This is a genomic window from Chryseobacterium sp. KBW03, assembly GCF_003852415.1.
Classification (GTDB): Bacteria; Bacteroidota; Bacteroidia; order Flavobacteriales; family Weeksellaceae; genus Chryseobacterium; species Chryseobacterium viscerum.
Genome location: NZ_QAJO01000005.1, coordinates 281,985 through 297,376, shown reverse-complemented (window position 1 = coordinate 297,376; position 15,392 = coordinate 281,985). Strand labels below are relative to the sequence as shown.

General features: G+C 37.9%; 11 protein-coding genes. 1 reads left to right on the top strand and 10 read right to left on the bottom strand.

Features of this window, described 5'->3' with window-relative positions; all coding sequences use genetic code 11:
- Positions 1 to 7: 7 nt before the first annotated feature.
- The 6 genes from egtB to DBR39_RS12750 all read right to left on the bottom strand — a co-directional run bounded on the left by egtB (position 8) and on the right by DBR39_RS12750 (position 7,054).
- Entirely contained in the window at positions 8 to 1,177 is a 1,170-nt protein-coding gene (egtB, locus tag DBR39_RS12775; RefSeq protein ID WP_124533655.1) for an ergothioneine biosynthesis protein EgtB, read from the bottom strand.
- Positions 1,178 to 1,246: 69 nt separating this feature from the next.
- The gene (gene egtD, locus DBR39_RS12770; protein ID WP_124533653.1) at positions 1,247 to 2,230 is read right to left on the bottom strand and encodes an L-histidine N(alpha)-methyltransferase; all 984 of its coding nucleotides are present in this window, start codon (positions 2,228 to 2,230) and stop codon (positions 1,247 to 1,249) included.
- A gap of 273 nt (positions 2,231 to 2,503) precedes the next feature.
- Positions 2,504 to 3,742 carry a hypothetical protein gene (locus tag DBR39_RS12765; RefSeq protein WP_124533651.1) on the bottom strand — a complete coding sequence of 413 codons (1,239 nt, stop codon included), beginning with the start codon at positions 3,740 to 3,742 and terminating at the stop codon, positions 2,504 to 2,506.
- A complete protein-coding gene (locus tag DBR39_RS12760) occupies positions 3,742 to 4,668 on the bottom strand; it encodes a hypothetical protein (RefSeq protein WP_124533649.1) in 927 nt (308 codons plus the stop codon). Before DBR39_RS12760 ends, DBR39_RS12765 begins: the two co-directional genes overlap by 1 nt.
- 3 nt (positions 4,669 to 4,671) lie before the next feature.
- On the bottom strand, positions 4,672 to 5,700 hold the full coding sequence (locus tag DBR39_RS12755; RefSeq protein ID WP_124533647.1) for a hypothetical protein: 1,029 nt from the start codon (positions 5,698 to 5,700) through the stop codon (positions 4,672 to 4,674).
- Between the two features lie 196 nt (positions 5,701 to 5,896).
- Positions 5,897 to 7,054 (bottom strand): 1-acyl-sn-glycerol-3-phosphate acyltransferase, encoded by a 1,158-nt coding sequence (locus DBR39_RS12750; RefSeq protein WP_124533645.1) that lies wholly within the window; start codon positions 7,052 to 7,054, stop codon positions 5,897 to 5,899.
- A 447-nt stretch (positions 7,055 to 7,501) separates the two neighbouring features.
- On the opposite strand from DBR39_RS12750, the gene DBR39_RS12745 reads away from it, so the two are divergent.
- Positions 7,502 to 9,973, top strand: a complete 2,472-nt coding sequence (locus DBR39_RS12745; protein ID WP_148089916.1) for a TonB-dependent receptor domain-containing protein — start codon at positions 7,502 to 7,504, stop codon at positions 9,971 to 9,973.
- Between the two features lie 63 nt (positions 9,974 to 10,036).
- Here DBR39_RS12745 and DBR39_RS12740 read toward each other — a convergent pair whose 3' ends face one another.
- The 4 genes from DBR39_RS12740 to DBR39_RS12720 all read right to left on the bottom strand — a co-directional run bounded on the left by DBR39_RS12740 (position 10,037) and on the right by DBR39_RS12720 (position 15,389).
- Entirely contained in the window at positions 10,037 to 11,929 is a 1,893-nt protein-coding gene (locus DBR39_RS12740; protein WP_124533641.1) for a DUF262 domain-containing protein, read from the bottom strand.
- 408 nt (positions 11,930 to 12,337) lie between these two features.
- The gene (locus tag DBR39_RS12730) at positions 12,338 to 12,871 is read right to left on the bottom strand and encodes a hypothetical protein (RefSeq protein ID WP_124533639.1); all 534 of its coding nucleotides are present in this window, start codon (positions 12,869 to 12,871) and stop codon (positions 12,338 to 12,340) included.
- Positions 12,868 to 14,121: a phthiocerol/phthiodiolone dimycocerosyl transferase family protein gene (locus tag DBR39_RS12725; protein WP_124533638.1), complete on the bottom strand. Its 1,254-nt coding sequence runs from the start codon at positions 14,119 to 14,121 to the stop codon at positions 12,868 to 12,870. Before DBR39_RS12725 ends, DBR39_RS12730 begins: the two co-directional genes overlap by 4 nt.
- Positions 14,118 to 15,389 carry a condensation domain-containing protein gene (locus DBR39_RS12720; RefSeq protein ID WP_124533636.1) on the bottom strand — a complete coding sequence of 424 codons (1,272 nt, stop codon included), beginning with the start codon at positions 15,387 to 15,389 and terminating at the stop codon, positions 14,118 to 14,120. The genes DBR39_RS12725 and DBR39_RS12720 overlap by 4 nt, the downstream gene beginning before the upstream one ends.
- Between the last annotated feature and the right edge of the window lie 3 nt (positions 15,390 to 15,392).

Here is a 15,392-nt window from a genome sequence, read left to right as displayed (position 1 = left end):
TAAACAATTACTGAGCAAGCCTGATTCCTGTGAACTGCCATTTCAAATGGGTTTGAAAAAAATTACGGTACGTATTTCTGCTGTGTCCCGGAGGAGTAGCTTCTGAAGCACCCCGTAAAACCGTTTGATTGACCATGAATTTTCCATTATATTCACCTACAGCCCCTGCTTCTTTTTTAAAGTGAGGATAGGGCAGATAAGCAGAATTCGTCCATTCCCAACGGCTTCCCCAATCAAAATGATGAGAAGCTGCTTCCCACTCTGCTTCAGTAGGCAGACGCATTCTTTTCCACGATGCAAAAGCAGATGCTTCATAGAAATTAATATGACACACCGGGGCATTGGGATCTATTTCCTGTAATCCGTTTAAGGTATAATTCATCCATTTGCCCTCAATATAATGCCAGTATAGCGGAGATTTTGCAGAATTTTGTTTCACCCAGTCCCATCCTTCCGCATGCCAGTGTTTGAAATCTGAATATCCACCTGCTTCCATAAATTCTAAATATTCACCGTTAGTTACCAGTTGATTGGCGATTTCAAAGTCTGTAAGATATACTTTATGTCTTCCTAATTCATTATCAAAACAGAATCCTTCCCCTTCAAAACCAATTTCATAGATTCCTTCCGAAAATCTGAGCATTTGCAGATCTCCGGAGCCATACTGCTGAGGCTTTTCTTTTGTATAAGAAGGGAAAAGTGGGTTGTGTCCTAAAATATATTTGATATCAGTGATTAATAATTCCTGATGCTGCTGTTCATGATTAAGACCTAATTCCAACAGTGGTTCTATAGACTCTTTCATAAATGAGCTTTGAAGAAAAGCCTTCATCTGCTCATCTACATATTTTCTGTATAGATACACCTCTGAAACCGAGGGACGGCTGAGATTTCCGCGGTCGGTCCGGATGACCCGTGCTCCGATGGTCTCATAGTAACTGTTAAAAACAAAATTATACTGAGGATCAAAAACCCCGTATTGGGGAAAATTCGGCATCAAAATAAAAGTTTCAAAAAACCAGGTGGTATGACCAAGATGCCATTTCGGAGGACTTACATCTACAATAGGCTGTACTACATAATCTTCGATTTCCAGTGGAGCGCAGATTTCTTCAGAACGTCTGCGGATATCCACATATTTTTTTACAATATCTTTTGTGGTGATCTCTGGTGTCATATCTTTTTGTTTTAGTGCTTGATTTTCATTTTTTCACTCTTGCAGATGTGATGGGCTGCAGGGGTTCATTTATTTTACCTGCCAGACAGTATCTACAAACCATTTTTTAGAATCTTTGATCTCTCCTGTGATGGTAAAACCTGATTTTTCACCCAATTCTTTAATCTTTTCAGCAGAGAATTTCTGTGAAATTTCCATATCAATAAGCTCATTTTCTTCAAATGAAATTCTGGTATTGCCAATGGTTACCTGCTGGCTGATAAGGCTTACCAGAAAACTTCTGCAGGCTCCTGTGATGGGATCATAAGTCTGATAATGCTGAAATTGCTCAAGGTTAAAATCTCCACCCAGTTCGTTGTTGATGCGGGTCAGAAGATTAAGATTAAAGGAAGCGGTGATCCCTTCTTTATCATTATAGGCACTCAAAATAGTGTGGGGATTCTTTTTAAGGTCAAATCCTACCAACACACGGTCTTTTGAAGATAGATTGGTATTCAAATGCAGGCAGAAATCTTCAGCTTCTTCCGGAGTCATATTTCCGATATTGCTTCCTAAGAACAAAACGACTTTTCTTCGGTCAGATAATGAGGCTGCTTTTTGAAGCATCTCAAAATAATCACCTTCCAAGCAGATGATTTTCATTTCCGGAAACTGACTGCTTAGTTTTTTATGGAGAATCGAAAGAATATTTCCCGAAATATCAATCGGCATATAAGTAAAATCAACTCCCTTTCTGATCAGCTGTTCCAGTAAATAAGTTGACTTCATAGCATCTCCCGCTCCCAGTTCAATAAGGTCAAAAGATTCGCTCTCAGGAATGAGAAGGCTGGTAAGTTCATCCGTTTTATTTTTAAAAATATCCAGCTCGCAACGGGTCAGATAATAGTCAGGCATGGCCATGATTTTCTGGAAAAGATGATCGCCGATTTTATCGTAGAAGTATTTTGAAGATAATTTTTTGGGAGTATGCTGCAGTCCATTCAGAACGTCCAAACGGAAATGATCAACAGACTCTTTTTCAGTCTTAGAATGTGGATCTAACTGTAAATTCATAAGCCTTATTTTGTGTGGTTTTTTAGATGGCTGCAATTATCCTGCCTTTTATAACATTCAATTCCTTTGCCTTTTATCTAATTAAATATAAACAATTTTACTTTTAATGGAGTGATTTTCAAAATGTTTTTACAAGATGTGGTATTTTTTTTACCCGTCAGAAAGCCTATCAGTTGATCGTAAAAGCTGAAAAAGAAGCGAGGAAATAAAAAACTTCCCTTACATAATGTATGCAAGGGAAGTGGGTGTAATTGATTGATTAGTAAGTTGTTTTTAAATATTTATTGAGGTGAATAATTTTCCGGCATCCAAAAACACAAAACAGCAAACGATGACTCCCGTCAATAACAGGAAAAGTATTAATGTTGCTACCTTAAAGACATCCAGTTTGAATTCTTTTTCTTCATTTCTTCCATTGCTCCGGCTAAAATCTGAAAGATCATTTCCGTAGGGTCTGTTTTCTCTTGAAATTTCTGTTCTGGCAGAGGGGGAAAGTAAAGTATCAAGCGATTCCGTATTTTTATTCTGATTGAGCTTATGGGTAAATGATTTTTTATTGTCGATATGTCTTTCCCTGGCGGTTTTCACCTGTCCATCCAATTTCAGACTGTTTATTACCTCAGTAATTTTTCCGGAATACAGGTCATATTCATTGTTAATGACATCAATTCCTTTTTTGGATTCTTTTATTTTATCTTCATTTTCCTGGTGTCGTTTTTCATTCTGTGCGATCTGTCTTTTCAAGTCTTCAAGCAGGGTTTTTCTTTCCTCATTCAGACTTTCCTTTTCCTTTTCAAGATCAGCAATCGTATTTTGAACAGCTCGGAGTTTTTCCTCATGAAGCTTTTCAATTTCTTTTTGAAAACCAGCCGCATCTACAATTTTAAAAATTCCTTTTTGCTTCACGAACTCTCCGATTTCATGACTTTGGGTAAAATAGATTGTATCGTAGGCATTCAGAAGTTCAATAGATTTACTGAAAAATTTCTGCAACTGAGAGGCATTGGTTTCACAGTAAACAACCATGTAATTATTGCTGCTTTGAGCAAAACTCAGATCATCTATTTCCCGGAGATTAAATCCTATTTTATCAAAATCTTTAGGCTTTTGAATGGTAAACTGGTCCGAATGATTGATTGTAATCGTGCCTTCCGAAAGGGTATTGTTTTCAAGATTCGTCTGAAAATCATTCAATGCATTGATGATCAAACCTTCGGAGGCTGTTTTATTGATGAAAATAAGACTGGAACCTATAAAAGTACCCCCTCTATCAGAATTCTGCTCTTTGGCAAATGTATACACAGAGTAGGAGATAAGGTTGCGCCCGCCTGCAATATCTTTTCGTACCGAATAGATATTGCTCTGAGGAAATAGCTTAATGGCATCCGTCTTTAAATCAAAGGTTCTGATCTCTCTGGCAATCTCTCTGTTGGCGCCCAGAAAGAATGACTGCCTGAAGCCATTCGGATTTCCGAACGTACCAAATGCAGAGAAAAAATAAGTACTGTCCATTAATTTTTTAAACTAAATTTTAAACGTTCCCAAAATGTTCCTTCATAATCAAGATCATATCCTGCAATACTTCTGTACAGCCATTTGGACAATACTTCAGCCGTAGAAAGATTCAATAAGTTAATTCTTTCTTCCCCGGTGGCATTCTGAACGCTTCCCACGGTATAATAGGTTTTGCTTAGACCATAGGTGTCAATTCGCTGAGCAGTCATAGGCAGTCTGTCTGAAATAAAATGATCGAGCTCTTCAGCACTTTCTACATCCATTCTTCCGGATTTATCCCATTTGGAAACCACCAGTATGGCATTGACAGATTTTAAATTTTTGCCCTTTCTTTCCAGTTCATCCAGAAATTCATTGATCAGGGAATCGTCTTTATAAGCAGATTCATAACTCGTGACAATAATGAAAGTGAGCGGGATATTCGCATTAAGAAAAGACTCAATACTGCTGTGGTAGCTTCCTCCTCTTCTGATATCATTATGATTTTCCCCGGAAGTTTCCAGAAAAGTAAGGTCTATCGGGAATACTTTTTTGGATTTATTATTCGGTTCAAAAACAAGATCCAGACGTGTGACCTGATCTCTCGTAGTCCTGTTGGGAAGAATTCCCTGTCTTATATTTTCAAAAAAATCAGACAGAAGGACGTTGGCTTCTTTGGAATTAGGAGTTCCAAGTTTAGGCCTTAATACACCTGCATACGATCGGAGATAATACAGCATAGAAGACAGGATCACAGATTTCCCTGATTCTGCAGTTCCAAAGAAAAAAACAAAGTTGCTCTCCTTATTTTTGATATCATTGGAAATGGTTTTGGCAATAGGAACGAAATCCTCATTTACCGTATTCTGGAAATCAAAAGACAGCGGTTTTAGAGCATCTTCATTGTTAAGGGACAACGGTTTTAAATTTTCATTACTTTCCATGGCTTAGTTATTAGGAATTATTGTTTTACCACTTCTTTTATTATTGAATACGCTGCCTCCGTTATTTCGGTTATGACCTCCCGGATTGGTCACCAGCAGAATGATAATGACGATAACAAAATCAAGTAAGATACAGCCTGCCAATACCACAAACTGATACATTCCGAAGTTTTTAATAGCATGCTCAAAGGCAAACCCTATTTTTCCTACCTGCTGGGTTTTGGATTCTAAAGGCTCAAAATGAATCTTTTCATTTCCCAAAACAGTCTGTGCTCTGCTTCCCAGTTTATTATAATCCGCTAAAGATTCATCAATCAGTCCCTGTGACATTTCATCCTTTTCTTTCTTGGATAAAAGAAGTAGATCCTGGATGTTTTTATTCCATTTCAGGGAAGCATTATTGATGTCTGTTTTCAATGCTCTTTCTTCGGGAGACAGGTCAGAGATCATATTATCGATCTGCCTTCCCATTCGTTCAGAAAGATCCTCATAGTCATTGCCAACAGGAGTCAGGAGGTCAACTTTCTGACCCGTCATTTTTTCAACATCTCTTATCAATGATTGGGCACGCGTTCCGATTCCTTTATTTCCGGGATCTTTGATCTGCTCCATCAGCTGTTTTTTCTTGATCTCGATATTTTGAGTGGTGATCTTATTGTATTTATAGCTTAATTTCGATTCTACATCGTTTTCAAGAGTCGTGAAGTTTTTATTAATATCCCGAAGTTCATCCGTATAGATATCTGTTTTCATAAACCTTGTGTACAATGCATTAAAGTTGGCAATGAAACAGAAAGAAGCAATAAAAATATAGATACCAACAAGGCTTCCCGTAGGTTTTCCCTCCAGTTTGGCATTTCTGAGCATCCAGCACAGAAACAGAAGAAGTAATGACAGAACCAAAGCGATGACAAATGATGCCGGGCCAAAAATCTGCTGTAATCCGAGCCAGGTCTGGTAAAAGCTTACGCTGATCAGTAATAATGCAAGAATTCCCAAAAAGAGATCTGCAGGAGTCGTTTTTTTATTCATAATGTATCAGTTGTTTTTTGAATCGAGATTGATGAAAACCTCTTGTTTTATAATGTTCGAAACTACAAACAACTGAGAAGGAAAAATTACGGGAAACCGTAAGCTGCTGCTCCTGCCATACCTTAATCTGTATTAAAAAGAAAAAGCCAATGAAAATTATTTTCATTGGCTTTTTTATGCTCACAGCAGAGATTATTTATTCATCTTCTGATGCACTGTTTTTATCTTCTTCCAATTTCAGCTTATTCACTAAAGGATTCGCATACATCGCTAAGAAATACTCTCTCGAAACGGGTTCAGAGGGATCAATACGCATTTCAAGTCTGCGGACAAACAATTGTTTTTCCTGTTCAGTATATTCAGAGGCGTAGATATTGGTGTTGTGAAGCAGGTCATAAGCAATAAACTTCGTTGGCCAAAGTTTATAATTACTGATGATTGAACGGTCAATAACCTGAGCAATCGCTTGCAGCTGTTTGTTTTTATTATCAATGGTGGCTGCAATATCATCCAGTTCCGTATCGATAACATCACCGGCATGCAGATGAATGCGTTTCTTTTGCCCAAGAATTCCACTCAATATATTGGTGAAATCTTCATTTTTACCTTTGATATATTCCTCATCCCTGTGCTGGGCCAATAATTGAGGCATTTTTAATGAATCTGTAGGATCATACTCATAAGATATGGAGATCGGAACAATCTTTAATGTTTTAAAATAATCTATCAGCGACTGGTCTCCGGCTGCCATAGCAAGCATTTTCAAAACGCCCTGCTGGGTAGAATCGTTACCATCTTTTGTACGGCCTTCACGCTGGGCAATCCATACCGAGCGGTTTTCCTGATGCAACAGCTCATCAATATACTCAGACATAGTCTGTGAACTTTTAAGCTGTTCACGAAGTGACAATCCTCTTTGTACTAAAAAGTTACGGTTCAGCTTAGCCAGTACATTCAAAAACTTTTTACGGACAAGGTTATCGCCGATGGCCGAAGCCGTCATAACATAGCCTCCTTCCAGCAATACCAGATTAAGCAGTGAAGTATCCAGAACAATATCCCTGTGGTTCGAGATGAAAAGGTAAGAGGTATTTTTATCCAGCTTATCGAAGCCGGAAGTTGTTAAACCCTCAGAACTTTTCGCAAGGATCTGACGAACGGCATAGGCTACAAACTGATGCTGAAAATCACTTATGGAATGAACTTCTTTAAACTGTTCAAGCCAAACCTGCTCATCTGCACCAGGAAAAGTAAAATTCATAAATGCTTTCATCATGGGATCATGGGCAATACTCCCTAATCTTTCATTCACTTCCTGATCAGAAAAATACCGGATTTCATCAAACTTCGACATGCAATTATTTAAAAATTAAAACTTTTTGCAAAAGAACGAAAATTTATCTGGGGATAGGGTATAATGGATGTTAAAGTATTATGAATGGCGTAGGAGTTGGTGAAAGTATCTGTTGAACTGGAGTAAATTATTTTTTAACCATTAAAGATTATGAAGTTATTAAGGGGATTTAAGATGAAAATCGAAGATTTTATTTAAGTCCACTCTAAAAGCGAAGCTTTTCGTAACATTCTTATCCTCTTAATTTCTTCTTAATGGTTTAAAATAAAGCACTTCATATGTGAGTTTAGATTCCTACCGGAATGACAAATATTAAGCTTTATCTATCCATACACTTTGTCATTCCGCAGGAATCTCTACTATTTTATTTAAACCCTTTTAATTGAAAATTCAGAATTTATACTAAATTGATCCCCATTATTGCACCGTAATAATTCTATAATCATAGTGAAACAAGTATCAATTTTATTGGCTCTATTTTTTTCTGTAGGAATGGCCAATGCACAACAAGCGGATGATCAGGGGAAAATAAGCGGAAGAATTGTAGATTCCAGAACGGGAAATGCAATAGATCATGCCAGTATTGGCTTGCTGAATCAGGATAACAAAGAAATGAACGGAGGTACTTCCAATGAAAAAGGGGAATTCTCCATAGATCATATTGCTTTGGGAACGTACAAAATAGCTGTTTTTTATGCGGGGTACAAAAACAAAACCACTTCTGATATTCAGATCGGGAACAGTAATATGACTGTTTCATTGGGTGATATTCAGCTGATCAATGGGGAAACTGCTTTGGAAGGAGTAACAATTGTGGGGAAAAAATCAGTAGTTGAAAATAAAGTAGATAAAATTGTATTTAATGCTGGCAATGATGTGACTTCTCAAAATGGAGCAGCTATTGATGTCTTGAGAAAAGTCCCTCAGGTAACCGTAGATGCGGATGGAAATGTAGAGCTTCAGGGAAATTCAAATATCCGGTTTTTGATCAACGGAAAACCTTCAAGTATCTTTGGAAACAGTCTTGCGGATGCATTGGCATCTATTCCTGCAAGTCAGATTAAAAGTATTGAAGTGGTTTCCAGCCCGGGAGCAAAATACGATGCGCAGGGAACGGGAGGAATTATTAATATTGTTTTAAAAGACAGTAAAGTAAAAGGAATCAATGGAATTGTGAATGCTACTGGTGGAACTTTATTCGAAACCGGATCATTGAATCTGAATTATAAGAACAATACCTTCAGTATGAATGCTTTTTTTAGCGGAAATGCCCAACTGAAAGCAAAAACTCCTTTTTCTCAGGACAGAACATCAAGAGATGCTGCCTCCAATACAGGTACTCGTCTATTACAGGATGGCTATACTGATTTTGAGAGACACGGATACAGAACAGGACTGGGATTTGACTGGTCAATGAGTACGTCCACTGCTTTAAGTGGCTCGCTATCCTTTAACAGCTTTTCAAATAAAAGTACCGGGCTGATCAGCCAGCAGCAGTATATCACAGATTATAACACCTCCAATGTAGAATCTATTATAGGATCCAGAACTTCTGATAATCAGTCTTCCGTTCGCTCTATAGATGGAAGTCTGAGCTTCAGAAAAGCCTTTAAAAAAGAAGGGCAGGAGCTTACAGCAGACTATGTGTTCAGTTATGGTTCTCCCACCACCAGCTATTTCCAGACACAGAGTCTGTCAGGAGTGGCTTCTCCCTATAACGGAATTTCAGGGAACAACCCCGGAACAGACAACAGTCATAACCTGTCAATTGATTATGTGCACCCTCTGAATGACAATGTTACCTTTGAAATGGGAGCGAAAACCGTGCAGCAGCATATTACCAACGCTACGGATGTGCACATACTGAATGCTTTATCCGGCCAGTACGAAACAGATCCGCTGCAGTCTTACCATTTAAATTATGATATGGGAATCTATGCCGCCTACTTCTCTTCGAAACTTAAATTATTGAACTGGCTGGATGTAAGGGCAGGGCTGAGATATGAATATACCACCCTTAAAATAGATTTTCCCAATACGAATATCCCGTCATATGGTTTATTGGTTCCGTCATTCATTTTATCCCATAAATTTGATAGCGGGGAAACGCTGAAACTCTCCTATACAAGAAGGGTAGAGCGTCCCGAGTATACAGAGCTTAATCCTTTCCTGAACTTTAGTGATCCTCATAATATTACCACAGGAAATCCAGCCCTGAAGCCGGAAATTGGAGATAATATGGAACTGGGTTATACAAAGAATTTTGCGAATGGTGGTAATATCTCTATGTCATTGGTTGAGCGGATCAACAGTCAGGATTTAAAACAGATTACTACATTTTATCCTTCATTTACAGCCAATGGAACAGAATATACCAATGTATCGGTTACTGCGAGGGATAATATCGGTAAGGAATACAATTCCGGAGGAATCATCTCTCTTTCTTTGCCGTTTTTTCATAATGCAATGAACCTGCGAAGTAATATCATGGTATTTCACCGTTATATTGTAAGCCATACGTATGTGGGTAATCTGGATATGGGAATGCGTTACCGTGCAAACCTAAACCTTAATTACCAGTTTCCTAAGCAATTTGTTCTGGAAGTATTTGGAAATTACAACTCGGCCGCCAAAAATATCCAGGGTAAAAATCCACAATCTATTACCTACACCTTAGCGGGTAGAAAAGAATTCTGGAACAAAAAAGCAAGCATCGGATTTACCATTACCAATCCATTCAACAAGTATATCCGACAGATAACTACCGTAGATACGGGAGATTATAAGTCTTATTCTGTGAGAGACCTGCCATACCGCTCTTTCGGAATCAGCTTCAGCTACAAATTTGGGAAAATGGATTTTAAAAAGGAGAAAGATATCAGCAATGAGTATTTGAACGGACCGGGATCGGGGAGTTAAAATCAATTAATGGAATAAAAATACAAAACACCTCTTTGGAATTTTCAAAGAGGTGTTTTGTTGCTAGATTACCGTTACTTCTTTTTTATCATAGACTAATATTTCATGCTTTTCACTATCTGATAAAAACAATCCTGGGGTTTTTTTCTCAAGAAAAGCCAGCAGGTCCATGCCACGGGTATAGGTTTCAGTTTCCGTCCAGTTCATGTTTTTGCTGATATCAATTTCATTGTAAGAACCTGTACTGAACCTGTACTTTTTAATATTCCATGAACTATTACCTAATGAAGCATTTTTACCGTTTTTCAGAATGGTAAGATTCCCAAGAGAATTAAGGAAAATTTTCTCTGCAAAATATTTGTCATCGTCGGTTTCAAATCGGTCACTTACTTTTTGGACCTGTTCCAGCCAATAATCAGAATATTGTTGTGGAATGACATGTTCAATAGTAGTTTCATGGTAGTCAGATAATGAGACTTTATCATTGGATTCTTTAAATTTCGCTTTTAATTCATGTTCATATTCAAAAAGGAAATATTTCAGGTATCCCCAACGGTGAAAACCTTTGGCTCCCTTGACGTAGGTATATAAGGATTTAAATGAATTTACAATGTTCTGGTTCAGAACTTCACTATTGAGATAATCTTGCATTTCTGCTCGAACCTCAAATAATGCAATATCAAAACTGTCATTTTCATTGTATAATTTTCTTGCCCAGCTTGCCGTATTTCGTTCATCCATGATCCAGATTCCGGGAATACGATTTTTGAACAATATCTTTTCCAGGTCGCTTAAAATCTCTTGAAGAACTTCTTTATCTTTGACTTTATAAAAAAGAGTAGCCAGAAGGATTTTAATTTCTTTACTTCTGTTCAGTATCAGTATTTTATTGATAACAGGATCTTTAGAATTATGGATCTCATACCAAATAGGAGCCAGATCAGACAGTTTAAAGATATAATCACTTATTTTTTTATGAGAAACCTTTGTTTCTTTAGCTTCAGATTCATCTAACTCGTATTTTTCAGATTTATTACAAAACATCTTGAAAATTTTTTCTTCAGCTAATTTTTCGGAAAAAACAGAGTCCTTAGGCTTACGATAGAGGGATAAATGACCAGATAAAAAGTCATCTTCGTCCAGATAGTTTTCTGAATCCTGAGCTAAAGCATTGTAAATTTTACCCCATGCGGTATTGATGTCTTTTCTTAATTTATTTTTATCCTCATCAGGCTGAGTTAATTTCTCATTAAGATAGATGAGTCTGTTTTTTAACCTTTCTAAAATAGTCAAAGGTTTCCCACGGTTATTCATCGTTTCAAAAACAGCCTGAACATCCAGATCCTTTTCTATTTTTCTGATATCAAATAATAAAGAACCAGTTACTTTTCTGAAAATAAGATCCTTTTCCTCATAGGTGAGATCCTTAATTTTATCCTGGAAAAGCTTTTTGGCAACCAGCAGATTTTTTGCATATAAATTAATTACCGGACTATCCGACAACTCAGTCTCATCCTCAAAAATATTCTGATATAAGAATTTGTAGTTTTTGTCAGATTCCTGGTATCCGAATTTATAGACCTTACTGTTGCCAGACTGATTTTCCTGATACAGAAACTTTTCTACCCAAGCTTCCTTTCTTTTATCAGCATAGCCTTTGTCTGAAGATTCTATTAATACGAAAAGAAGGATACTCAGGGTTGTTAGTCTTTGCTGTCCATCAACAACATAGAATATATCATCACTTATCCATTTTTCAGCATCATTAGCTTTTGTTTTTTCGAGGAAGATGGTGCCGGTATAGTGTTTTTTGAGATCACCTTTTTCTTCCTGTATTTCGTCTATATCATCCCATAATTCATTGAGTTGTTTTTCATTCCAGGAATAGCCTCTTTGGTAGTCTGGTATTCTGAAAAAGCCTTCTGAAAAGACTCTATTAAGATTTATTGCTTCCATAGTTATTGTTATGAACGGCAATGATAATAAAAAATATCAATTCTGGATTACGGGAAAGCGTAAAATATTCGGTGCGGTTATTTTTATTTAAGAAACCAAACCATTTAAAATTTTTAAAAAAAGGACAAAATCGTTTTTCCTTTTTTTAAAAATTTCTTTGCAGATATTTTTCTCTATTTAACCTTAATAAATGTTGATTTATCATGGAACATAAAATACATCAGGGGGCGCAATGTGAAACGATTCAGGGAAATGTTGGGTATCAAGCAGGAAGCATTGGCTCTTGATCTTGGAGAAGACAGGAACCTTAAGAAAGTTTCTCTGCTGGAACAGAAAAAAAATTATTGAAGACCCTTTACTGAAAAGAATTTCTGAGGTATTTAAATTTCAAGATTTTTCTGGTTTAATTTATACTGATATTATCCTCCTACACATCCACCTCCTCAATCTCCACACCGGCAAATACACAAAAATCACAGACAAAATCCCAGCCAGTACACCCACTACCACAGCCATTGCCGTAGCATCCAGCTTATAATCTTTTGAGAAATTATATTGCCCTATAAAGAGTAGGGAGAGTACCAATGAGCCAGTAATCAGGCCATGTAAGATACTTAGCTTGGTCATTAATTTTTTAATATTCAACTGTTCGTCTACCGTAAATTCTATGGCTTCCTGGCTGGCGGCATCCGTTACTCTTTTGAGGATATCAATGGTAAGCACTACCGGAAGGAAAATAGCCATTGGCAGGGTAAGACGGGCCAGGTTTTGAGTTCCTGAAAAGAAATGCGTGTAGCCTAATTCCTTGAAGCTGGCATAGGCGATAATGAAATTAAAAAATACATTCGGGAGGACATAGTAAATCGTACGCTTGATGAGAAAGCGTCTGAGGGTGGTTTTCTTGATGATTTTTGGCTTTGGAGGCTTTATTTTAAATTTCATAGAGAGGTGGTCAATAGCTCGATGGCTTTATCTTTTATCTGGTGGGCTTCCTCTTTGGGAAGAAAATTTTCATTGGACATGAAGGTGAAGTCCATTTGCTGGTTGTAGGTACTGGTTACTAAAGTGTTCGAGTTCAGCCATGGGAAAGCCACGGTAGGACTGATCACGGTTTCCAGTTTGAAGTTTTTATAATCATTCGGGATGTTTACCTTTCCCATATTGGATAAGGTTACATCATGGCCGCCTTCGCTGGATTTCAGCATATTGATCATACGGTCCACAATGGGGTGCATATGTTCGCCCATCCACAGGAGTTCGCGGGCTTCCATCTTGTTGATTTTCTCTGTAAGATCTTTTTTAATCTGCTTGGCATTGTTCAGAATATCCTTGCTGTCTTTTTTCACAGAAAGCTCTACTGTCGGGGCAAAAGCAAACAAATGATCTTCTTTAATTTCCGGAATAAAGTGGCGGACATCTACAGGACTGATCACCTTTCCTTTAGCACGGTCTCCCTGAATATCACGGAAGGCCTGCATCACAGAAGAACACAGTAAAGCATGTACAGAGATCCCATTGGCTTTACATTTTTCAGTGATAAGCTTGGTGTCTTCAGGGGTCATTTTCCAGTGAATGGCGTAGTTTTTTCCAAGGTTTCTCTTTTTGCTTTTTCGCTGGATAGAAAAGAATATTCTTGCGAACAGCAAATAGAGGCTGGCCTTATATTTTTTAATTCCTGTATTAAAATCCGAAGGCAGAAAATCATTCACAGATTCAAAAGCAATATAAGGAATTAAGGGTGAATAAGGATTATCCAGCAAAGCAAGAAGTTCGCGCATTAAAGTCACTCCGGTTGTCCCGTCGGAAATGCAATGAGGAATGATCCAAAGGATCTCAGAAGCATTCTGTCCCTTTACCCATACAACTTCGGCTAATGGTTTTTTGGAATCTTCAAACAGTTTAAACCATCCGTTTTCAGATTCTTTAAACCAATCCTCGTCTGTTTTCCTTTCTACAATACGAAGCGGAATAGGTTCAATATCCTTTTGCCCTACAAAAAGAGGATAGCGTCCGATTTTGTGTTCAATAGTCGCTCTCAGCATCGGATGTTTCTGCTGGATTTTGGCTAAGGCTGTTTTAAAAGTTTCCTCAGAAATCTGTCCATTGATTTTTGCGGTATAAACACAGTTTAAAGGCGTTTCAGGATCTACATACATGATCCTTTCCACCATCATTAAAGGTCTTTTGATCATGATACTGCTGTTTGTTTTAGTTGTGAATGAATCGTCTGCATGACCTCATCACGGACTGCCAATGCATCGGTATACGGTAAGTAGCCTTCACTTCCCATGAATGAAAAATCCATTTCTCCACGGTACGTTGAGGTTACCATCGTTGTTGTATTCCCCAAAGGTCCAATCACAGATGGACTGAAAATAGTATCTACACTAAATTCCTTGTACTCGTGAGGAATCTGGATACGTCCCAGATTCGAAAACATACAGTCGTTGGATGATTTCCCATTCTTTAAAAGTTTGGTGAAATTATTCAGTGCATCGTGTCCGGATTCCATCACCATCATGGTAATGTAAGGATTCAGCTTTGAGGTCTTTTGTTCCACAGATTTCTGCATTGCACGGAGGTTATCTGTAAAGCTTAGTTTTTCATCAGAAGAAACCACGATCATCAGCCCGAAAGCAAAAATGTGATCTTCCTTGATCTGATTGGCGAAACGTCTGATATCTACCGGACAGGAGACCTTATTGAAAGATTTTTCTCCTCTTACTTTTTTAAATGCCTGCAATACCGCTGCACTTAAAAAGGTATTCACGGTCACTTCCTGAGATTTACAGTAAGCTATTAATTGCTTGCTTACCGTTTCATCCAGTTTCCAGTGGATCAGATAGTCATTCTGTCTTTCAACGCCTTTTTTACCCACAGGGATTAATTTGATCGCCGTAGCGGCCAATCTTCCGATAAACTTAGCTTTCAGTTTTTGTCTTCGGCTGTTCAGAATACGGGCGGGAACTACATCCTGTATTCCCAGTATCGGATTTTCTATCCCGATATCGGCAGCCGGATTGTCAAGAACCTTCAGAAACTCATTCAGAAAGGTCATTGCAGAACCACCATCGCATAGACAATGGTGGAAGGCAAACAGCATATCAGAAACATTTTCCCCTTTGATCCAGATAAACCGGATCAGGGGTAGTTTTTCATAATTAAAGGTCGTGTTCCATTCTCTCCTGGATTCTTCCTGCCACTGATCTTCACTCTGTCTGGCAATGATTCTTACAGGAATAGAAACAGGATTTTCCGGAACATTGAACCAAGGAATATTTTTTTCATCATGGCTGATCAATGCTCTCAGCCATGGATGTTTTTTTTGAATTTGAGCCAGAGCCAGCTGGATATCTTTTAATGCAAAGGTACCTCTCAGTCTGAACGGAATGACCGCGTTAAAGGGTTCTGTTCCGTCCCCCAGTAACATACGTTCACCAAATAGCAATCTTCTTTTCATAGG